The organism is uncultured Dialister sp., assembly GCF_937959425.1.
GTDB lineage: Bacteria > Bacillota > Negativicutes > Veillonellales > Dialisteraceae > Dialister.
The window spans coordinates 1-20,571 of record NZ_CALGPS010000127.1; the positions used below are offsets into that span (position 1 = coordinate 1).

The window sequence follows — 20,571 nt, forward strand, 5'->3', positions numbered from 1 at the left end:
GCAGCTGATATAAAATATGGGCTGTGAAAAAATGATTTACATTTTTTCACAGCCCTCCGCGAAGCGGTGGGGATAGGTCCGAAAAGTCATATGGACTGACGCCCCTATCTTCCGGTGCCTCTGGCGGGATACCACATCTTCTGAACCTTAAAACCCCTCTTTTTCCAATCCGGAAAAAGAGGGGTTTTCGTATGGAAAAAGGGGAGGAAATGGTATAGAATATAGGACGCTTATAGAGAAAAATGTGCTTTTTACGTATTCATTTCCGGAAGACTTTCCGGAAAGAAAGAAGAAAAATGAAAAACGAATATACCGCAGCAAATGACGCTGCTTCCTATACAGAAAATGATACCAAAGCCATGAAAAATGGTGGAAATCACATTGCCGGACTGGACGGTCTCCGTACCCTGGCCATCACCGGAGTGACCCTGTTTCACATGTTTCCCCAGACCTTTAAAGGCGGCTGGCTGGGGGTGTCCCTTTTCTTTGTACTTACCGGCTGCCTTCTGGCCTACACCGGCGAAAAGGGGAGAGAAAATCATTCCTTCTCCCTTCTGTCCTATATATGGAAACGAATCAAAAGGATCTATCCTTCCCTTATCATTATGATTCTTTTGACAGTGGGCGTATATTCCTTCTTTGCGCCGGACATCATCAAAGCCGTGCGGCCGGAGGTGCTTTCCGTACTCCTTGGATTTAACAACTGGTGGCAGATCGGGCAGAATGCAGACTATTTCACCCGGATAGCCAGCCAGTCACCCTTTACCCATCTTTGGTTCCTGGGCATTGAAATCCAGTATTACCTCCTTTGGCCTCTCCTTTACGGCCTCTATATAGGAATTTCCAAACTTCTAAGTCCCAAAGCAGGCACTGCTTTCTTCCTCCTGGCGGGGCTTGGCGCCATGGCTGTCATGCCCTGGGATTTCAGTAAGGGCATGGATATGACCAGGCTTTACTACGGCACTGACACCAGAATCTACGCCCTCCTTCTGGGAGCGGCTCTGGGAGTTTACCTTTCCCATAGGCAACTGGAAATCAAAAGGGCACCATGGAAAAATACAATCATTTTTCTTTTCTATGGAGCGGCTCTCCTTGTGACAGGGGCGGGGTACCTCTTCCTGGATGGACAGCTCTCCATGGTTTACGAATGGGCCATGGCAGCCTACACGGTTCTCTTCCTCCTGCTGCTCCTCTGGACAGCGGATCCGCTCCTGCCTCTGGGTAAGCTCATGGACAATCCCCTTTTCCGCTGGATAGGAAAGTACAGCTACGGACTTTTTCTCTGGCAGTATCCGGTGATTTTCCTTTTTCGCTATATGAAATGGGAAGACGCCATGCCCTATGGCATGGAAATCCTGGAAATTGCTCTCATTGCCCTTCTTGCTCTGTGGACCGACCTTTTGGCTGGTCTTCTTACCGGACATATCCGCTTCTCCTTCCATCCAAGGAAAACAGTGATCCAGGCCGCAGCCATCCTCCTTATTTCCCTGCCCGCCTTCCCCTTTATGGCCTACGGCTGCCGGGGTATCTGGAACTCCGCCGACAGCCGGGTATCGGACATGGGGGAAATGAAAGAGCGGTTTGCGGAAAATGAAAAAATGCTGGAAGCCCAGCAGGTGGAAGCCATCCCTGTTCCGGAAGAAACAAAGGCGAAGAGCCGTCCCACCCTGGACCACGCAGCCTGCATCGGCGACTCCGTCATGCTCGGCTCCGCCATGGCCTTAAGGGACGTGCTTCCGGACTGCTACATTGACGCCAAAGTTTCCCGCTATGTAGGCGCCGGCCTTGACATTGCGCGGCAGATGGACCGGATAGGAGTCCTTGGAAATACGGTGGTCATCTCCCTTGGCACCAACGGCCCCCTGGACGGCCAGTACGAAGGACAGACAAAAGGCCTTTTGGACTATCTGGGACCGGAACGCCACATTTTCTGGGTCACCGTCCACTGCCCCGCCACCGGCTGGCAGGACAGCAACAATGCCTATCTCAGGAAAATAGCAGCCGAATATCCCAATGTCACTCTGGTAGACTGGCAGGGAGAAGTGACAAAGCATCCCGAATGGCTGGGAGGAGACAACATCCATCCCAACAACGAAGGCACCAGAGCTTATGCCGCTCTTATCCACGATGCCATAGCTGCAAAGATGTGATAGGACTGCCGGGAAGGCAGTTTCCAGATGAAAAGAGAGTGTGAAATAGAGGAGATGGGCCGCTATGCGGCCCATCTCCTCTATTTCATCTTGCTATCCCCATTCCCATTTGCTAAAATAAAAGCTACGGGTTTTACTTATATTTGACAATGATATCCGTGTATATAGAGTTTCAACAAGATGATTTGCAGCAGGAGGAAAAATGGCAGATTTAACAGCCCTGATTCTGGCTGCCGGACAGGGGACCCGCATGAAGTCCGCTTTGCCGAAGGTTCTGCACCGTGTGTGCGGTGTGCCTATGGTGGAGCAGGTGATCCGGGTGGTACGGCAGGCCGGTTTTGCAAAGTGTGTGGTGATTACAGGATTTAAGGAAGAGCTGGTTCGAAAGGACCTTGCCGGGGAGAATGTGGATTTCGTCCACCAGGCGGAGCAGCTTGGCACGGGCCATGCGGTGATGCAGGGGGCTCCTCTTTTGACGGACCGGGAGGGGTATGTGCTTGTGATCTGCGGCGACACGCCTCTTCTTCGGAGTGAAACGATTTCATCCCTGGCGGAAACCTGCCGGAAGGACAATGCTTCGGCGGCGGTACTGACAGCGGTGCTGGACAATCCCTTCGGCTATGGCCGGGTGCTTCGGGATGAGAAGGGACAGATGACGTCCATTGTGGAGCAGAAGGACGGCACGCCGGAGGAGCTGGCGGTGCATGAAATCAACACAGGCACCTATGTGTTCAAGGCAGGTCCTCTTTTGGACGCTTTGAAGAAAATCGACAATAAGAACGCCCAGGGCGAATATTATCTGACCGACGTATTTGAAATCATGATCCGCGAAGGGCAGAAGGTGATTCCGGTGGCGGCAGAGGATGCGGATGAGACCATGGGCGTCAATTCCAGAATCCAGCTGACCGCTGCTGACCGGGTGCTCCGCCTCCGTAAGGCAGAGGAGCTCATGGCGAAGGGCGTTTCCATTATTAATCCGGAAAATACCTATGTGGAGCAGGATGTGGAAGTGGGACAGGATACGGTTCTTTATCCCGGCACCATTCTTGAAGGAAAGACGGTGATTGGGAAGAACTGCGTCATCGGACCGGATACCCAGCTCACCGATGTAACGGTGGGAGAGGGCACGCACCTCAACCGGGTATACGCCCATGAATGCACCATCGGGAATTTTGATGAAATCGGACCTTTCGTCCATCTCCGCCCGAATACGGTGCTTCATGACCATATCAAAATCGGCAATTTCGTAGAAGTGAAGAATTCCACTGTAGATGACGGCACGAAACTGCCGCACCTCATTTACTGCGGTGATTCGGATCTTGGAAAGAATGTAAATTTCGGCTGCGGCACAGTGACCGTCAATTTCGACGGAAAGGAAAAACACCGCTGCAAAGTGGATGACCATGCCTTTATCGGCTGCAATACGAACCTGGTGGCGCCGGTGCATGTAGGCGAAAGGGCTTTCACCGCCGCAGGTTCCACCATTACAAAAGATGTACCTGCCAAAGCCCTGTCTGTGGCTAGAGCCCGCCAGACAAATATCGAGGGCTGGGTCAAAGAGGATACCTATAAGGATTAATATCCTGATTAAATAGGATGAAATCGTATTTTTGACTGTTAATTTACAGGTAAACTGGTATATAATAAGAACAGTGATAGTGGATGACTGGGTTTATATCCGCTGATCAGAAAAACTTGTACACTTTCATATTTGAAAGGAAAGGGAGAGGCAGCAAAATGGACATGGAAGATACTTCTAAATTGAAGATTTTTACAGGAAACGCACACCCGGCGCTGGCAAAGGAAATTTCCGACTACATCGGAGTGCCGCTGGGAAAAGCTATCTGCGGACGGTTCAATAACGGCGAAATTCAGGTCATGATCAATGAAAGCGTCCGCGGCAAGGACTGCTTCATTATCCAGCCCACCGGCGCACCGGTGAATGATAACCTTATGGAAATGCTGATTATGGTAGATGCGCTGAAAAGAGCTTCTGCCCGACATATTACTGTGGTCGTTCCTTACTACGGCTATGCCCGTCAGGATAGAAAGACCAGAGGCCGTGAACCGATCAGCTCTAAGCTGGTGGCAGACCTCATGTCCACTGCCGGTGTTACCCGCGTAGTTACCATGGACCTCCATGCAGGCCAGATCCAGGGCTTCTTCGACGTACCGGTGGATCACCTCATGTCTGCATCCCTTCTGGCAGACTATGTAAAATCCAAGAACCTGGACAACCTGACCATCGTTTCTCCGGACCTGGGCGGTGTTACCCGTGCCCGCGAACTGGCTGACCGCGTAGGTGCCCCCATTGCCATCATTGAAAAACGCCGTCCGGAACCGGGCGTAGCCAAAGTCATGAACATTATCGGCAATGTGAAAGACAGAAACTGCTTCATCGTAGATGATATTGTAGATACTGCCGGCTCCCTCTGCGAAGGCGCCAAGGCACTGGCCGAATATGGTGCAAGAAATGTGTATGCTGCCGTATGCCATCCTGTACTTACCGACCCGGCTACTGAAAGAATCAAGAACTCCAACATCAAGGAACTGATCGTTACCAATTCCCTGCCTATCCCGAAAGAAAAGATCCAGGACAAACTCACCGTCCTCTCCATTGCTCCGCTTCTGGGCGAAGCCATCCTCCGTATTTTCCACGACGCTTCCGTAAGCCAGCTTTTCGATAAATAATGAAGATTATTGCAGGACTTGGAAATCCGGGAAAAGAGTACGAGCACACCCGCCACAACATGGGCTTTGACGTCATTGACGAACTGGCCCGCCGCTGGAATGTCACTCTCTGGAAAGAAGATATGAAAGCGGAAATCGGCCAGACCGTGGTGAAGGGGGAAAAGGTGCTTCTGGTGAAGCCTCTCACCTATATGAACAACAGCGGCGAGGCGGTAGGCGCCATTGCCCGTTACTACAAGGTGGACCTGGATGATATTTATATCATCTGCGACGACCTGGACCTTCCTCCGGGAAAGACCAGAATCCGAAAAAAGGGTGCCTCCGGCGGACATAACGGTATCAAATCCCTCATCGCCCATCTGGGCAGCGAGAACTTCAACCGCTTCCGCATCGGCGTGGGCCACCCCAAAGATGGACACACCGTAGTAGAACACGTGCTCAGCCGTCCCTACGGAGAAGATATAAAAAAAATCGAAGACGCCAAAATTCATACCGCCGAGTCCATTGAAGCGGCACTGGAATACGGCGTAGACCACGCCATGAACGCCTTCAACCCTAAAAGAAAAGGATAATTCATGATGCAAAAGGCAGTTTCTAAAAAGGAAACTGCCTTTTTTATGGAAGGAGAAACTATGAAAGGAACACTTATCGTACTGGAAGGAATCGACGGCAGCGGCAAAGAAACCCAGTCAAATCTTCTGGAAAAGAAACTGAAGGAAAAGGGCAGGGAAGTGATGCATATTTCCTTCCCCGACTACGAAAGCCCCTCCTCGGCCCTGGTAAAAATGTACCTTAAAGGGGACTTTGGAAAAAATCCGGAAGATGTCAATCCCTACGCCGCATCCCTTTTCTACGCGGTGGATCGTTTTGCATCCTATCGCATGAAGTGGAAGGATTTCTATGAAAAAGGGGGCATCGTTATTGCCGACCGCTACACCACCAGCAACATGGTGCACCAGATGACCAAGTACGAGGATGAAGTAAAAAGGAAAGATTTCCTCTCCTGGCTCGAAAAGACGGAATACGGGGAATTGGAACTCCCGAGGCCGGACCTGGTCATTCTTCTGGATATTCCCCTGGCAGTCTCTGAAAACCTGGTCAAAGAAAGAGCTAAAAAAGGAGGCTCCATGGATATCCACGAACAGCATCTGGATTACCTCCGAAAATGCCACGACGCCTATCGCCAGCTGGTTGCCCTCTATCACTGGAAACGGATTCCCTGCACGGAGGAAGGAAGACTCAGAAGCATAGAGGATATAGGAAAAGACGTGGAAAAGGCAGCGGAGGAAGCGATACGGTGACACGCCCTGCGGGCGTGAAGGGTCTAAAGATTGACGGGGCTTTCGTCCCGATGGGCTAAGTTTGACGCGTCTTCGGCGCGAGGGTTGTGATTGGCGCCTTAAAATTGTAGAAGGCGCCAGTTTGTATAAAACCATACAACTTGAGGCCCCTTGGCAGGCGATGGGAAACCATGCAAACCGTTCTTCGGGCGCATTTCCAACGGGCGCAGCCCGGTTATAAAGGTTTTCGCTGGCTAATAGGAGTACTGCCGCAGAGCGGCATAAAAACTTCATCGCCCGTTAGGGCGATACCTCAACCCTCAGCGGCAAAGCCGCTGTCAAACTTGAGAACCCTCCGGCCTATAGGGCCGGTTAAACTTAAGAACCCTCACGCCGTCAGGCGTGTCAAAAGGGCCGCATAGCGGCCCCCTCTTGCCTTTCCCGTTTAATCTGCTATAATAGATTGAGTAAAATAAATCTCTTCAGGGCGGGGTGCAAGTCCCCACCGGTGGTAAAGCCCACGAACCTCCCTATGAGGTAGATCTGGTGAAGTTCCAGAGCCGACGGTATAGTCCGGATGAAAGAAGAGTGGAAACAGCATTTGGTATCCACCTCCCTGGAAGAAAGGAAGGTGGATTTTTTGCGTATCGATGAAGATAGAAAATTCATGGCCCGGGCGCTGGAGCTGGCTGTTCGCGGTATGGGTCATGCCAGGCCGAATCCCATGGTAGGTGCGGTGATTGTAAAGGACGGCAGGATTATCGGGGAAGGCTGGCATGAAAAGTTCGGCGGCCCTCACGCAGAGGTGAATGCTTTTGCCCACTGTACGGAGGATCCTTCCGGTGCTACGCTCTATGTGACACTGGAACCCTGCAGCCATTATGGGAAGACGCCGCCCTGCGCAGATCTCATTATTGAGAAGGATATTGACCGGGTGGTGACAGCCATGGTGGATCCGAATCCTCTGGTTTCCGGAAAGGGAATCCGCCGCCTCCGGGACGCAGGCATTTTTGTTACTGTAGGCGTCATGGAAAAGGAAGCACGGAAGCTGAATGAGGTATTTCTGAAATATGTGACAGAACATAAGCCCTTTGTCCTTTATAAAGCGGCCATGTCCCTGGACGGAAAAACAGCCTGCCATACAGGGGACTCCAAGTGGATTTCTTCAGAGGATTCCCGGGAGGAGGTTCATGTACTCCGGGGCTGCTATAGAGGCATTATGGCAGGCGCCGGTACGGTGATAGCAGACAATCCGCTCCTTACGGCCCGTACGGAAGGACTTGATGATCCGGTGCGGATTATTGTAGACGGCAATCTGTCGGTACCGCTGAAGGCCAAGGTTTTCCAGGAGCCCGGCGAGGTGATTGTCCTTACCACCACATCTTCCGATGAGAAGAAAAGGCAGGCCCTGACGGACATGGGGGTGGACATCATCATGACCGACGGCGACGAAAAGGGGAAGGTAGACCTTGATTCCGCCATGACCGGCCTTGCGCTGAAGGGGATTGACGGCATCCTTTTGGAAGGCGGTGCCACCCTGGCAGCTTCTGCCTTTGAAGCAGGGATTGTGGACAAGGTGCGGATTTATGCAGCACCCAAAATTATCGGCGGCGTATCGGCTCCGGGACTTATTGGAGGAGAAGGAGCTTCGTCCATGGGCGAGGCAGTAAAGCTGAAAGATATGAGTACGGAAACCTGCGGGCCGGACCTGGTGATTGAAGCCTATGTGGATAAGGGAAAGACCGACGCCGCCGACGAACGAATCGACCGGCTGGAAGAGGAAATCAGGGAAGGAGCGGAGGCTCCCGCAGACCAAGAGCCTTCCGGTGATGGAAAATAATATGTTTACTGGAATTGTAGAAGAAATCGGACGGATCCATCATATTTCCAAAACGAGCAAAGCAGAAAAGCTGGTGATTTCCTGCAGCAAAGTGCTGGAAGGAACGAAAATCGGCGACAGCATCGCTGTAAACGGCACATGCCTTACGGTGACCGCCATGGACAGCAGCACATTCACTGCCGACGTGACACCGGAAACCATGCGCCGCACTGCCTTTTCCCTCTTCCGTCCCGGCACGCCGGTAAATCTGGAAAGGGCGCTTCGTCTTTCCGACCGTCTGGGAGGTCATATCATGATGGGCCATGTGGACGGTATGGGCCGTATTCTTTCCATGGTAAAGGAAGACAATGCAGTCAATATTTCTATTTCCACTGACAGGAAATGGATGCGCTATATTATAGAAAAGGGGTCCGTGGCGGTGGATGGCATCAGTCTCACCGTGGCGGCGCGTCGAGAGGATTCGTTCTCCATCGCCCTCATTCCCCATACGGGCAGTGAGACGGCGCTCCTTTTGAAACGTCCGGGAGATATAGTGAATATTGAATGTGATTACCTGGGTAAATATGTAGAGCAGCTCCTGAAAGAAGGTCCGAAAGAAGGCCTCACCATGAGCATGCTGGAAACTTTGGGGCATGGAGGACACTATGGATTATAAATTTGACAGCATTGAAGAAATTATAGAAGAAATCCGGAAAGGGCATATCGTCATTATGCAGGATGCGGAGTCCCGGGAAAATGAAGGGGATTACATCTGCGCCGCCGAATTTGCCACACCGGAAAATGTAAACCGCATGGCATCGGAGGCTAAAGGAGTCATCTGCATGCCCATGTCCGAAGAAATGGCGGATGCCCTGTACCTGGGGCCCATGATTCGTCACAATACGGACAATCACCACACCGCTTTCCTGGAATCCATCGATTATAAGGATTCCGGCACCGGCGTTTCCGCTGCGGCCCGTTCCATGACTGCCCTGGAGGCTGTAAAGGACGGCGCTAAACCGGAAGATTTCAGAAGACCGGGACACCTGTTTCCGCTGAAAGCAAAGAAATGGGGCGTGCTGGAAAGGCAGGGCCATACGGAGGCCACCGTAGATCTGGCCCGTTTGGCAGGTTTGAAGCCTGCCGGCCTCTGCTGCGAAATCATGAACGAAGATGGTACCATGGCCAGAAGGGATGACCTTTTCAAACTGGCCAGGGAAAAGGGGATGAAAATAGGCAACATCCAGGAACTCATCGAATACAGGAAAAAGCATGAAAAACTGGTGGAAGAAGTGGCTGAAGCAAAGATGCCTACCAAGTACGGCCATTTTGTAATCCACGGCTTTGTGAATCTCATGAACGGCGAACACCATGTAGCCCTCACCATGGGCGACGTATCCGATGGAAAACCGGTACTCTGCCGCATTCACTCCGAATGCCTCACCGGTGACTGCTTCGGGTCTCTCCGCTGTGACTGCGGACAGCAGCTTGCCGCTGCCATGAAGCAGATTGCCAGAGAAGGAAGAGGGGTACTGGTGTACCTCCGCCAGGAGGGGAGAGGTATCGGCCTCATCAATAAAATCCGCGCCTATGCCCTCCAGGATGAAGGCTATGACACGGTGGAAGCCAACCTGAAACTGGGATTTGCCGCCGACCTTCGCGAGTATATGACCGGCGCCCAGATTCTGAAAGACCTGGGAGTTTCCAATATTAAACTTCTCACCAACAATCCACAGAAAATGGATGAAGTGAAAGACTACGGCATCACCATTACAGAAAGAGTGCCCATCGAAATCGCTCCTACCAGAGAAGACGAATTCTACCTCAAGACCAAACAGGAAAAAATGGGGCATATGCTGAAACTGGACAAGGAAATCGAAGAGCCAAAGGCGTGATTGGGGCCGTGACCGGGACCGGGATCGAGGTACCCAGCTCTAGGGAAGCGCTGATTAAATCGTTATCGGATTTCATTCTTGTATTTTTATTCAATGCAAGGAATCAGTCGACGCGAATAGCGAGCTATTTAAGGAGACTGATGACGCAGCATTGGATAAAAATACATATGAAATTCGATCCTGCGAATTAATCAGTGCTTCCCTAACCCTTGCGTCCCCTTTAGGTGGCAAGGGAACTGGATTCGTAGGGAGTCGGCAGACGACTGAGAATCAAGTGACACGCTTCCCACCGGGGCGAAGAGGGCCACGAAGTGGCGAAGGGGTGCTCTACGGTAAGTGGCATAAGTGGTCGGATTGGGACCAGGGTCGTGATTGGGGAGTCCTGCCGTTTACCGTCATCCGAGCGCCGGCGAAGGATCTCGGCGCATGGAGTAAGTGACTCCTACTGTCCCACTGTCCCACTGTCCCACTATCTCACTAAACAATAAAGGAGAACAAAATGAATATCATTTCCGGACTTTTTAATGAAAATCAGATTCGTGTAGGTATTGTGGCTTCCCGTTTCAACGAAGTCATCGTTTCCAAACTTATTGACGGCGCCGTGGACGGTCTTTCCCGCCACGGCGTGGATATGGACAAGGTGGACCTGGCCTGGGTGCCCGGCGCCTTTGAAATACCTCTCGCTGCCAAGAAGATGGCGGAAAGCGGAAAGTATGACGCAGTCATCTGCCTCGGGGCTGTGATTCGCGGAGAAACGGACCATTACGAACATGTGGCTACGGAAGTGACGAAGGGGGTAGCCATGGCATCCCTTTCCAGCGGCGTGCCGGTGCTTTACGGCGTGCTTACCACCGACACCATTGAGCAGGCTATCAACCGGGCGGGACTCAAGTCCGGCAATAAGGGCTTTGAATGCGCCATGGACGCTTTGGAAATGGCCAGCCTTTTCAAAAAGCTCGACAAGTAAAATGAAAAAAGCCATCCGCCGGGGTGGCTTTTTTCATTTTCATCTCATCAGACGGAATATGATATAATATTATGATAACGATTATATAGATGCATTGCTCACAGGAGGTAAGTCGTGGAAGAAAAACGGCTCACAGAGAATAAGTTCTACTATACCCTTACGTATGGCTGCCAGATGAACGAAAATGATACGGAACGTATCAACGGCCAGCTGGAGGATCTGGGATACAAGCCGGCGGAGAAAATGGAAGACGCCGATATCGTGATTATGAATACCTGCTCCGTCCGCCAGAATGCGGAGGAAAAGGTGTATGGCAAAATCGGGGAAATCAAGAAGCTGAAAGACAAGAATCCTCATCTTCTTTTAGGCATTGCAGGATGCATGGCCCAGGAAAACAAGGGAAAGCTTATCGAGCGCATGCCCATCATCGATTTTGTTATCGGCCCCTATCATATCCACGATCTAAAGGATATCATCACCAGGGAAAATGCAAGGGGCGGCCACGTGGTGAAGACGGAACGGAATCCCCACAGTGTGAAGGACTACAGCGAGCTTCGTTCGGTGAGAAAGTCCAAAATTTTTGCCTGGGTGCCTATTATGCAGGGGTGCAACAAGTTCTGCACCTACTGTATCGTCCCCTATGTAAGAGGCAGGGAAATCAGCCGCACCATCGACGACATCTGCCGTGAAATCAGAGGACTGGCGAAAGAGGGATACAAGGAAGTAACCCTCCTTGGCCAGAATGTGAACTCCTACGGCCTTGATTTCAGAAACGGCACCAGCTTCGCCGACCTGATCCGGGCTATTGATGAAATCGACGGCATCGAAAGGGTGCGCTATATGACATCCCACCCCAGAGATATGACCTTTGATATGGTGGATGCCATGGCTGCTTCTCCCAAGGTGGTGCGCCACATGCACCTTCCTGTACAGCATGGATCCAATGAAATGCTGAAGCGCATGAACCGGGGATACACCATCGAACATTTCAAAGAACTGGTGGACTATGTACGGAAGAAAATGCCGGACGTTGCCCTTACTACCGACCTGATCACCGGATTCCCGGGAGAAACGGAAGAAATGCATAAGGAAACACTGAAGCTCCTGAAAGAAGTGCGTTTCGACTCCGCTTACACCTTCATCTATTCTCCAAGAACCGGCACGCCGGCAGCCCGTATGGAAAACCAGATTGATGACGAGACAAAACACCGCCGGCTCCAGGAACTCATGGATACGGAAAATGAAATTTCCCTGGCCCTTAATAAGGAAATGGAAGGGAAAACCTATGAAATTATAGTGGAAGGCCCGTCCAAACAGGATGAAAACCACTGGTACGGCAGAACTTCCACCAACAAAATGATCCTCTTCCCCTATGAAGAAGGAATCAAAGTGGGAGATACCAGGATGGCCAGAGTCACCACAGCCCAGACATGGGTGCTGAAGGGAGAGCTCTGCTGACACTGACTCACCGGATTCTCGGGGCGCTGCTCTTCCCTTCGAATCCGGTTTGCATAGTGCAAAATATGTTCGCTGTGCACTGCGAAGCGGCGGTACCACAATACTCTGAACTTTTTGAACCTTTCAATATCAAATACCAAGAAACTAAGGAAGCACTGATTAATTCATAGAGTCTGCTTTTATAAGAACTTTTATGCACTGCTTCGTCATGGGACTCCTTAAATAGCTCGCTATTCGCGTCGTCCCATTCCTTGCATTGCATAAAAATCCAAGAATAAAAGCAGACAGTGATTTAATCAGCGCTTCCTAAGACGATCCAACCAACAGAACGGGGTGATGACATGGCGAAAACGCCTTTGATGGAACAATATAAACAGGTGAAGGACAAGTATCAGGACTGTCTTCTTTTTTACCGGCTGGGCGATTTCTATGAGCTCTTTTATGATGATGCGGTGACTGCATCCCATGAACTGGAGCTTACGCTTACCGGGAAGAACGCAGGCGCCGAGGGACGGGTGCCTATGTGTGGCGTTCCATTTCATGCAGCGGAAATTTATATTTACCGGCTCATCCAGAAGGGCTACAAGGTGGCCATCTGTGAGCAGCTGGAGGATCCGAAGAAGGCAAAGGGACTGGTGAAGCGGGATGTGATCCGTGTCATCACGCCGGGCACCATTCTTTTTGAAAATTCCATTGCCGATAAGTCCAACAACTACCTGATTTACATTATGGAAGAAGATAAGGAACTGGACGCAGTGCTGGCAGATGTATCCACCGGCGAATGCTGGTGGGGGGTCTGGGATAAAAAGAAGGAACGGGACGATTTCTTTGATATGCTTTCCGTCTATTCTCCTGCCGAGGCGGTGTGCAGTGTATCCGACGATTTCTACGGAAAACTCACCGGTTTTGCAGCTGCCCGTCTGGGAGCCTGTCTTATGTCCCGGGCAGAAGGGGAGGAGGAGGGAAATCTTCCCGATGCTGCCGTTTCCCTTGAAAATGACAATGTGAAGACGGTGTTCCGCCGTCTTTCCGCCTACATCAAAGATGTAATGAAGTCCGACGTGTCCGTATTTCATTCGGTGCTCCCCATCCGGGAGGACCACACATTAACCCTTTCGGAGGAGTGTCTCAGAAATCTGGAAATCACCCGCAATATGCGGGACGGCGGCAGGAAGGGAACGCTTCTGGAACTTCTGGACTACACCCATACGGCCATGGGGGCCCGGCTTTTGAAGCGGTGGCTGGAGCGGCCTTTGACGGATGTGAACCGTATCATTCTCAGGCAGGATGGCATCGAAGAGCTGACGAACCACATGACGGAACTCACGAATCTGGAGGACATGCTGTCCCAGGTCTTCGACTTTGAACGCATTCTTTCCCGTATTGAAGCGAATTCCACTTCCCCTAAAGACCTGCTTGCTTTGAAAGCCAGCCTTCGCATGATTCCGGAAATTAAACACCTTCTGTCCGGCGCCGGTTCTGTGATTCTGAAGAAGCTGAACAGCCAGACCGGCCTTCATGGCCCGGTGTTTGATCTTCTGGACCGTTCCATGAATGAAAATGGCACCGGAAATATCCGTGACGGAAAGTATATTAAAGAAGGCTTCTCTGCAGAACTGGACGAGGTGCGCTCCCTTTCCGAAAACAGCCAGCAGTATATTGCAGATCTGGAGGAAAAGGAAAAGGCAAAGACCGGCATCAAGCTGAAAATCGGCTTTAATAATGTGTTCGGCTACTATTTTGAAATTTCCAATGCCAATAAAATTCCTATTCCGCCCTATTATATGAGAAAGCAGACTTTGGTGAATGCGGAGCGCTACATTACGCCGGAGTTGAAGGAGTTCGAGGCCAAGGCGCTGACAGCTAAGGAAAAGACGGAGGAGCTGGAGCTTAAGATTTACCAGGCAGTGAAGGCGGAAATCCGTCCGGAAATTCCGGATATGCAGAAAACGGCAAGGGCACTGGCGGAGCTTGACTGTATCGCAAGCCTTGCCAGAGCGGCGCTGAAGGACCGCTATACCCGGCCCCGGATTACGAACAGCCGGGAAGGCCGTATTTCCATTAAGGACGGCCGTCATCCCATGGTGGAGCACGCGTTGAAGCGGGAAATGTTTGTGCCCAATGACACGGAGCTCAACCATGAAAACCAGGAAATTCTGGTCATTACAGGCCCGAACATGGCAGGCAAATCCACCTACATGCGTCAGGTGGCGGTTTTGACTATTATGGCCCAGACAGGCTCCTTCATTCCTGCCAAAAGCGCTTCCTTCTCGCCGGTGGACCGGATATTCACAAGGGTTGGCGCTACGGACGATATTTCCACCGGCCAGAGTACATTCATGGTGGAAATGCAGGAAGTATCCCATATCCTTCGTCATGCCACCAGAAACAGTCTTATCCTTCTGGATGAAATCGGCAGGGGCACCAGTACCTACGACGGCATGAGCATTGCCCGGGCGGTGGTGGAGTACATTGATGAAAAGATTCACGGCTTCACCCTCTTTGCTACCCATTACCACGAACTTTCCGTCATGGCAGACAGCAGCAGCCATATTAAAAATTACACCGTATCGGTAAAGGAAAGGGGAAAGGAAATCACCTTCCTGCGCCGCATCGTTCCCGGCTGCGCTGACAGGAGCTACGGTATCCATGTGGCAAGGCTGGCAGGCCTTCCCGAATCCCTTTTGAAGCGGGCAGATGATATTCTGGAAGGACTGGAAGAGGAAGGAAAGGGGCCTGTGCCGGTGAAGGCAGCAAAGAAGGAAGAGCCCATGGGCTTTGATCTTTTCACTTCCCCGATTATTGATGAACTGGCGGATATGGATGTTATGAGCAAGACCCCCATTGAAGCTATGGAAATCTTATTCCGTTTAAGTAAGGAAGCCAAGGAGGCCCGATAATGGCAGTGATTCATATACTGGATGAGGTGACCGCCAACCAGATTGCCGCCGGTGAAGTGGTGGAACGGCCGGTGAATGCGGTGAAGGAGCTGGTGGAAAATGCAGTGGACGCCGGTGCCTCTTCCATTGAAGTGGAAATCGCCGACGGCGGCATGACCTACATCCGGGTCACCGATGACGGCTGCGGCATGACGGAGGAAGACGCCAGGCTTTCCGTTATCCGCCATGCCACCAGTAAGATTTCTTCTGTGGATAATATTTACCACATTGCGTCCCTGGGATTTCGGGGCGAAGCCCTTCCCAGTATTGCCTCCGTTTCCAGAGCCACCATTACGACCAGAAGGCATGAAGATACAGAAGGCACGGCAGTGGAAATGACCGGCGGGGAAATCACGGAAGTGAAGCCTGCAGGCACTCCTGCCGGCACCACGGTGGAAGTGCGTGATCTTTTCTATAACGTGCCTGCCAGAAAGAAATTTCTGAAATCGGAGAGGACAGAATCATCCCGCATCAACAGCATGGTGGGAAAACTGTCTCTCGCCAATCCGGACATCGCTTTCCGTCTCATCAATAACGGCAGGACTGTGATTGAAACGCCGGGAAACGGCAGGCTGATGGATGTGATTTCCGCCCTTTACGGCACGAAAACCGCCGGTGAAATGCTGCCGGTGGAGGAGGATGGAGAAAATGTAACCCTGGAAGGTCTCATTTCAAAGCCCTCTCTCCTGAAAAGCAGCCGCCAGTACCAGACTATTATCATTAATCGCAGGGTGGTGGAAAGCGCAGTGGTGTCCAAGGCAGTGGACAATGCCTACCATTCCCTGCTTCCGAAAAACGGTTATCCCCTTATGGTGCTGTCTTTTACCGTGCCGCCGGAAAGCATTGATGTGAACGTGCATCCCCAGAAACGGGAAATTAAATTTTCCGATGAACAGTCCATTTTCCGTATGGTGTACCACGGCGTGCTGGGGACGCTGACATCCCAGTCCACCGCCGATACCATTGCCAGAGAAATGATTCATGACCCCGGCCACCAGGTGGTGGAGGATAAAGATTTTGCTCCCGGCTCAATCAAAGTGGAAGAGGCGCCCACCGGGAAGCCGGATATCGGTCTTTCGGAAGAAACAAGGCCTGCTGCTTCCTGGGGAGAACCTCAGCCCTCGTCCTATATGGGCCGGGGAGAGACGCCTCCCTTCCGCCAAAGTGAGGGAAAGAGGACTCTCTCCTTTACGCCGGATACAGATAGAAAGGATCTTTTCTCCAATTCCTCGGTGTTTGCGGATTTCCGAAAGGAAGAGCCCCGTCAGCAGGATGAGATGAAAGCGGAGCCCCTCTTTGAAGAAAAGGAGGAAACGGATCCGGTGATTCCTCTGGGACAGGTGTCGGACTGTTTCATCCTTTGCCAGCACGGGAAGGATCTTCTCATCATCGACCAGCACGCTGCCCATGAAAGGGTGCGCTATGACCATCTGGCGGAAAGGGCAGAAGGCATTCCGGTACAGGAAATCCTGATTCCCTACCTCATCCATGTGGACGCAGGGGATATGGACCTTTTAGATGAGCATCGGGAAGATTTGAACCGCCTTGGCATTACCTTCGAACAGGCAGGCCCTGACGTGATCCGCATTACCGGTTCGCCGGAAGACCTCTCCTCTTCCGAAATGGAAAGGGTTATGGGAGACATTGTGAAAGCCTACCATGAAAAGGACGTACCTTCGCCGGAAACCATGCGCCATCGCATGATGGCCTACGCTGCCTGCCGGGGTGCCATCAAGAGAGGAGATCCTCTGAATATCCGGCAGATGAAGGAACTGATAGAAGATCTTTTCCATACATCAAGGCCCTTCGTCTGCCCCCATGGCCGGCCGACCATTGTAAAATTCACACCCGGTGAATTGGGAAGGCTCTTCAAACGGCCATGAATATCGCTGTCACCACCATTCGAAACTACAGCCGCTCCGTAAGGGAGGAGGCGGAAGGGAGGGGACGAGCCCTTTCCCTTCCCTTTGTGCCCCGGGAAGGCACCCTGGAGGACATGGCAGCGCGCTGTCATAAGGAAGGATTTCTGATTTACGGGAAAAAGCAGCCTTCCTTCTGGACCGGCGGCGAGGAGTACCGTTTCCATCTGGGTACCGCCGTGCTCAGATGCGAGCAGATGAGAAGGGGCCATGAGGACCGCCTCTGCCGCCTTCTTCCGGAAGGCACGGTGTCCGTGCTGGACGCCACTTTCGGACAGGGCGGAGACTCTACGGTCCTGAGTTGGTTTCTGGGAGACAGGGGTCAGGTCACATCCCTTGAAAAGAGCATTTCCCTCTATGAAATCGGACGGGCGGGGATTTCTTCCTTTACCGATAAAAAAGAGGAAAGCCTTACGGCAGCCCTTCGCCGTATCCGCCTCCTTCATGAGGATTTCCGCCATTTTCTGGAGAACGCAGAACCCAAAAGTTATGATGTCATTTACTTTGACACCATGTTCCGTTCGCCGGTGAAAAGGGAAGTGAACCGCATGGAAGGCTTCCGGAAGGCCGCTTCCTACGACCGGCTGGATGAAGGAATCCTTACCTTGGCTTTGCATATTGCAGGAAAAAGAATTATAGTAAAAGAAAGGCCCTTTTCGCCTTTATTTCAAAACCATCTCTTTTCTTCCGTCCATTCTCACAAGGGACAGTCTACGGCTTACGGGGTGATTGATATATGAAAAAAGATAGACTTATCACCATCCTGGGGCCCACGGCCTCGGGGAAGACAGACCTTTCCCTCTATCTGGCACGGGAGCTGGGGTCCTCCATTATTTCCGGAGATGCTTTCCAGATTTATAAACACATGGACATTGGCACCGCCAAGGTGACAAAGGAGGAAGCCCGGGGCATCCGCCATTACCTGGTGGATGAACTGGAACCTGATGAACCTTACTCTGCCGCCGATTTCCAGGAGAAAGCATCAAAAATCATCCATGAGGAAAATGAGGCGGGACGGATTCCCATCGTCTGCGGCGGCACAGGCCTCTACATCCAGGGACTTCTGGAGGGATACACCTTCCTTCCCAAGGGAGAGGGAAGAAAGAAATTTGAAAAGGTATGGGAAGAAAAGGGCAGGGAAGGACTGGAAGCCCTGCTTCGTGAAAAAGGAGAAAAGGATATTCCCCCTGACGCCCAGCGCATGATACGGAAACTGGAACTTCTGGAGGCGGGGGAGGGGAAAAAGGAGCCTTTTAAATCCGATTCTCTCCTGTATGACGGCCCGGTTATAGGAATTACTATGGACAGAGCCGTTTTATATGATAGAATAAATAAGCGAGTCCACCGCATGATGGAAAATGGACTGCCGGAGGAAGTGAGAAAACTCCTCTCCTCCGGACTTTCTGAAAAAGCACAGTCGCTGAAAGGAATCGGCTATAAAGAAATGATTCCCGTGGTGAAAGGAGAACTCTCCCTTGAGGAAGGAGAAGAGCTGATTCAGAAAAATACCCGGCACTTTGCCAAAAGACAACTGACCTGGTACAGAAGAATGCCATATATTCACTGGGTGGAACGCGGCCCATCGGAGGAAGACATATGGTACAGGGAAATCAAGGCCTATGTCATTTCATATTTTGGAGGAGAAACAAGATGGATGGAAAAATGAATCTGCAGGACACATTTCTGAATGAAGCCAGAAAAGAAAATGTTCCGGTCAGCATATTTCTCATGAATGGCGTACAGCTGAAGGGAAAGGTCAAATCCTTCGACAGCTTCACCGTTCTTCTGGTGAGCGAAAACCGTTCCCAGCTGATTTACAAGCACGCAATATCTACTATTCAAAGGATCTGAGACTAACAAATGAATCAAAAACTTGAACAGGTACAGAAAGAGGCGCTCGCTCTTTGTGCGCCTGTTTTTCATGAAATGGAAGAGATTTCTCTCTTCAACACAGAAAAAGTATTAACCGCATTCCGGAAGCACCACCTCTCCGCCTACCACTTTGCCCCTTCCAACGGCTACGGCTACGGCGACCCGGGCAGGGAGAAGCTGGAAGAAATCTGGTGCGACATATTCCACGCGGAAAGTGCCCTGGTGCGTCCCCAGTTCGTATCCGGCACCCACGCCCTGGCTACGGTCCTTCTGGCTCTTCTCCAGCCCGGTGATACCATGGTGTCTGCGGTAGGAGCTCCCTACGATACCATGGAAAGCGTCATCGGCATTACAGGAAATGCTCCGGGAAATCTGATTTCCAAAGGTGTTCACTACAAAGAAGTGCCGCTGAAGGGAAATACCTATGACCTCAAAGCCATTGCGGACGCAGTGGATGAAAATACGAAACTTGTAGAAATCCAGCGCTCCCGGGGCTACATGCTGAGGGACTCCCTCTTCCCTGAAGATATTAAGAAAATCATTGATACGGTGAAAGCAAAGAACCCGGAAACCATCTGCTTTGTGGATAACTGCTACGGTGAATTTACAAATAAAGAAGAACCCATCGAACTGGGCGCCGACATTACCGCCGGTTCCCTCATTAAAAACGCCGGCGGCGGCCTGGCTCCCACCGGCGCCTATATCTGCGGCAGAAAAGATTTAGTGGAACTCTGCTCCTACGTATGGACAGCCCCGGGACTGGGCGCTGAAATGGGCTCTTACGCCGCTTCCTACCGCCCCTTCTTCGAGGGCCTCTTCCTGGCGCCCCACATGACAAGACAGGCCATGATGAGCGCTGAATTCTGCGCCGCGGTTTTCAAACTCATTGGCTTCAAGACAAGTCCTGAACCGGGTCATCTCCGCACTGACCTCATCACCACGGTGACGCTGGACTCCGAAGAAAATATGTGCCGTTTCGCAGAAGCCATCCAGAACTGGTCTCCCGTAGACTCTGACGCCACTCCGGTGCCGGGACCCATGCCGGGATACGTAGACCCCATCCTCATGGCAGCAGGCACCTTCGTCCAGGGCTCCACCATTGAAATGTCCGCCGACGGCCCGGTGCGCCCGCCCTACGTCATGTACTTCCAGGGCGGCCTCACCTTCGAATCCGCCCAGCTGGCCATTATGGGAGCGGCAGAAAAGTGCTGGAAGCCCAGGGAAAATTGTGATAGAAGATAGGCGATAGAAATTAGACGATAGAAGATAGACGATAGAAGATAGAAGATAGAAGATAGAAGATAGAAGATAGAGTGACTGTGGTCTGTGGTCCGCAGGAGCGGGAAGGCAATCCCGTAACGCTGGCTTCATACTGCCGCGAAGCGGCCACCACAACCCTCGGGTCCGCAGGACCCGTCAAACCTAAGAACCCTCCGGCCCAAAGGCCGGTCAAACCTGAGAACCCTTCAGCGCCCAACGGGCCGACTCCTCTGGAATGGGGCCGCACTGCGGCCCCATTTCATAAATTATAGTAAACGACAAAAGTAGCTTTACTTAAAGCTGCACAACGACCTAAGCTGG

Annotated in this window: 16 protein-coding genes and 1 riboswitch; all 16 genes read left to right on the forward strand. The window is 51.7% G+C overall.

The genetic code is table 11. The annotated features are described in order from the left end of the window. Positions 1–296: 296 nt before the first annotated feature. A complete protein-coding gene (locus tag Q0482_RS05640) occupies positions 297–2,150 on the forward strand; it encodes an acyltransferase family protein (RefSeq protein WP_299144459.1) in 1,854 nt (617 codons plus the stop codon). 202 nt (positions 2,151–2,352) lie between these two features. After that, a complete protein-coding gene (gene glmU / locus Q0482_RS05645; protein WP_299144462.1) occupies positions 2,353–3,729 on the forward strand; it encodes a bifunctional UDP-N-acetylglucosamine diphosphorylase/glucosamine-1-phosphate N-acetyltransferase GlmU in 1,377 nt (458 codons plus the stop codon). Between the two features lie 158 nt (positions 3,730–3,887). After that, complete coding sequence (locus Q0482_RS05650) at positions 3,888–4,841, forward strand: ribose-phosphate pyrophosphokinase (protein ID WP_296979947.1); 954 nt, start codon at positions 3,888–3,890, stop codon at positions 4,839–4,841. Continuing rightward, positions 4,841–5,413, forward strand: a complete 573-nt coding sequence (pth, locus tag Q0482_RS05655) for an aminoacyl-tRNA hydrolase (protein ID WP_299144465.1) — start codon at positions 4,841–4,843, stop codon at positions 5,411–5,413. The genes Q0482_RS05650 and pth overlap by 1 nt, the downstream gene beginning before the upstream one ends. 60 nt (positions 5,414–5,473) lie before the next feature. Beyond that, entirely contained in the window at positions 5,474–6,142 is a 669-nt protein-coding gene (locus Q0482_RS05660) for a deoxynucleoside kinase (protein WP_299144469.1), read from the forward strand. 453 nt (positions 6,143–6,595) lie between these two features. Next, a riboswitch (FMN riboswitch) is annotated at positions 6,596–6,714 on the forward strand. Beyond that, positions 6,699–7,961, forward strand: a complete 1,263-nt coding sequence (gene ribD, locus Q0482_RS05665) for a bifunctional diaminohydroxyphosphoribosylaminopyrimidine deaminase/5-amino-6-(5-phosphoribosylamino)uracil reductase RibD (protein ID WP_299144472.1) — start codon at positions 6,699–6,701, stop codon at positions 7,959–7,961. Its footprint overlaps the riboswitch before it by 16 nt. Before the next feature lies 1 nt (position 7,962). Further along, the gene (locus Q0482_RS05670) at positions 7,963–8,616 is read left to right on the forward strand and encodes a riboflavin synthase (RefSeq protein WP_299144475.1); all 654 of its coding nucleotides are present in this window, start codon (positions 7,963–7,965) and stop codon (positions 8,614–8,616) included. Next, a complete protein-coding gene (locus Q0482_RS05675; RefSeq protein WP_299144478.1) occupies positions 8,606–9,835 on the forward strand; it encodes a bifunctional 3,4-dihydroxy-2-butanone-4-phosphate synthase/GTP cyclohydrolase II in 1,230 nt (409 codons plus the stop codon). Before Q0482_RS05670 ends, Q0482_RS05675 begins: the two co-directional genes overlap by 11 nt. A gap of 499 nt (positions 9,836–10,334) precedes the next feature. Further along, on the forward strand, positions 10,335–10,802 hold the full coding sequence (gene ribE, locus Q0482_RS05680) for a 6,7-dimethyl-8-ribityllumazine synthase (protein ID WP_299144481.1): 468 nt from the start codon (positions 10,335–10,337) through the stop codon (positions 10,800–10,802). A 114-nt stretch (positions 10,803–10,916) separates the two neighbouring features. After that, positions 10,917–12,260, forward strand: a complete 1,344-nt coding sequence (gene miaB / locus Q0482_RS05685; RefSeq protein ID WP_299144484.1) for a tRNA (N6-isopentenyl adenosine(37)-C2)-methylthiotransferase MiaB — start codon at positions 10,917–10,919, stop codon at positions 12,258–12,260. Positions 12,261–12,601: 341 nt separating this feature from the next. Next, positions 12,602–15,160 carry a DNA mismatch repair protein MutS gene (gene mutS, locus Q0482_RS05690; protein WP_299144487.1) on the forward strand — a complete coding sequence of 853 codons (2,559 nt, stop codon included), beginning with the start codon at positions 12,602–12,604 and terminating at the stop codon, positions 15,158–15,160. Further along, on the forward strand, positions 15,160–17,082 hold the full coding sequence (mutL, locus tag Q0482_RS05695; protein ID WP_299144490.1) for a DNA mismatch repair endonuclease MutL: 1,923 nt from the start codon (positions 15,160–15,162) through the stop codon (positions 17,080–17,082). Before mutS ends, mutL begins: the two co-directional genes overlap by 1 nt. Beyond that, positions 17,079–17,858 carry a class I SAM-dependent methyltransferase gene (locus tag Q0482_RS05700; RefSeq protein ID WP_299144493.1) on the forward strand — a complete coding sequence of 260 codons (780 nt, stop codon included), beginning with the start codon at positions 17,079–17,081 and terminating at the stop codon, positions 17,856–17,858. The genes mutL and Q0482_RS05700 overlap by 4 nt, the downstream gene beginning before the upstream one ends. Further along, positions 17,855–18,784: a tRNA (adenosine(37)-N6)-dimethylallyltransferase MiaA gene (miaA, locus tag Q0482_RS05705; RefSeq protein ID WP_299144495.1), complete on the forward strand. Its 930-nt coding sequence runs from the start codon at positions 17,855–17,857 to the stop codon at positions 18,782–18,784. The genes Q0482_RS05700 and miaA overlap by 4 nt, the downstream gene beginning before the upstream one ends. Next, a complete protein-coding gene (gene hfq, locus Q0482_RS05710; protein ID WP_299144499.1) occupies positions 18,769–18,969 on the forward strand; it encodes an RNA chaperone Hfq in 201 nt (66 codons plus the stop codon). The genes miaA and hfq overlap by 16 nt, the downstream gene beginning before the upstream one ends. Positions 18,970–18,978: 9 nt before the next feature. Beyond that, complete coding sequence (locus Q0482_RS05715) at positions 18,979–20,232, forward strand: methionine gamma-lyase family protein (protein WP_299144502.1); 1,254 nt, start codon at positions 18,979–18,981, stop codon at positions 20,230–20,232. Positions 20,233–20,571 lie beyond the last annotated feature (339 nt).

Coding starts and splice junctions, on each gene's coding strand:
- miaA (WP_299144495.1), top strand. CDS start 17,855: ATGAAAAAAGATAGACTTATCACCATCCTGGGGCCCACGGCCTCGGGG.
- ribE (WP_299144481.1), top strand. CDS start 10,335: ATGAATATCATTTCCGGACTTTTTAATGAAAATCAGATTCGTGTAGGT.
- mutL (WP_299144490.1), top strand. CDS start 15,160: ATGGCAGTGATTCATATACTGGATGAGGTGACCGCCAACCAGATTGCC.
- Q0482_RS05640 (WP_299144459.1), top strand. CDS start 297: ATGAAAAACGAATATACCGCAGCAAATGACGCTGCTTCCTATACAGAA.
- Q0482_RS05650 (WP_296979947.1), top strand. CDS start 3,888: ATGGACATGGAAGATACTTCTAAATTGAAGATTTTTACAGGAAACGCA.
- Q0482_RS05660 (WP_299144469.1), top strand. CDS start 5,474: ATGAAAGGAACACTTATCGTACTGGAAGGAATCGACGGCAGCGGCAAA.
- Q0482_RS05715 (WP_299144502.1), top strand. CDS start 18,979: ATGAATCAAAAACTTGAACAGGTACAGAAAGAGGCGCTCGCTCTTTGT.
- glmU (WP_299144462.1), top strand. CDS start 2,353: ATGGCAGATTTAACAGCCCTGATTCTGGCTGCCGGACAGGGGACCCGC.
- ribD (WP_299144472.1), top strand. CDS start 6,699: ATGAAAGAAGAGTGGAAACAGCATTTGGTATCCACCTCCCTGGAAGAA.
- Q0482_RS05675 (WP_299144478.1), top strand. CDS start 8,606: ATGGATTATAAATTTGACAGCATTGAAGAAATTATAGAAGAAATCCGG.
- mutS (WP_299144487.1), top strand. CDS start 12,602: ATGGCGAAAACGCCTTTGATGGAACAATATAAACAGGTGAAGGACAAG.
- Q0482_RS05670 (WP_299144475.1), top strand. CDS start 7,963: ATGTTTACTGGAATTGTAGAAGAAATCGGACGGATCCATCATATTTCC.
- pth (WP_299144465.1), top strand. CDS start 4,841: ATGAAGATTATTGCAGGACTTGGAAATCCGGGAAAAGAGTACGAGCAC.
- Q0482_RS05700 (WP_299144493.1), top strand. CDS start 17,079: ATGAATATCGCTGTCACCACCATTCGAAACTACAGCCGCTCCGTAAGG.
- hfq (WP_299144499.1), top strand. CDS start 18,769: ATGGATGGAAAAATGAATCTGCAGGACACATTTCTGAATGAAGCCAGA.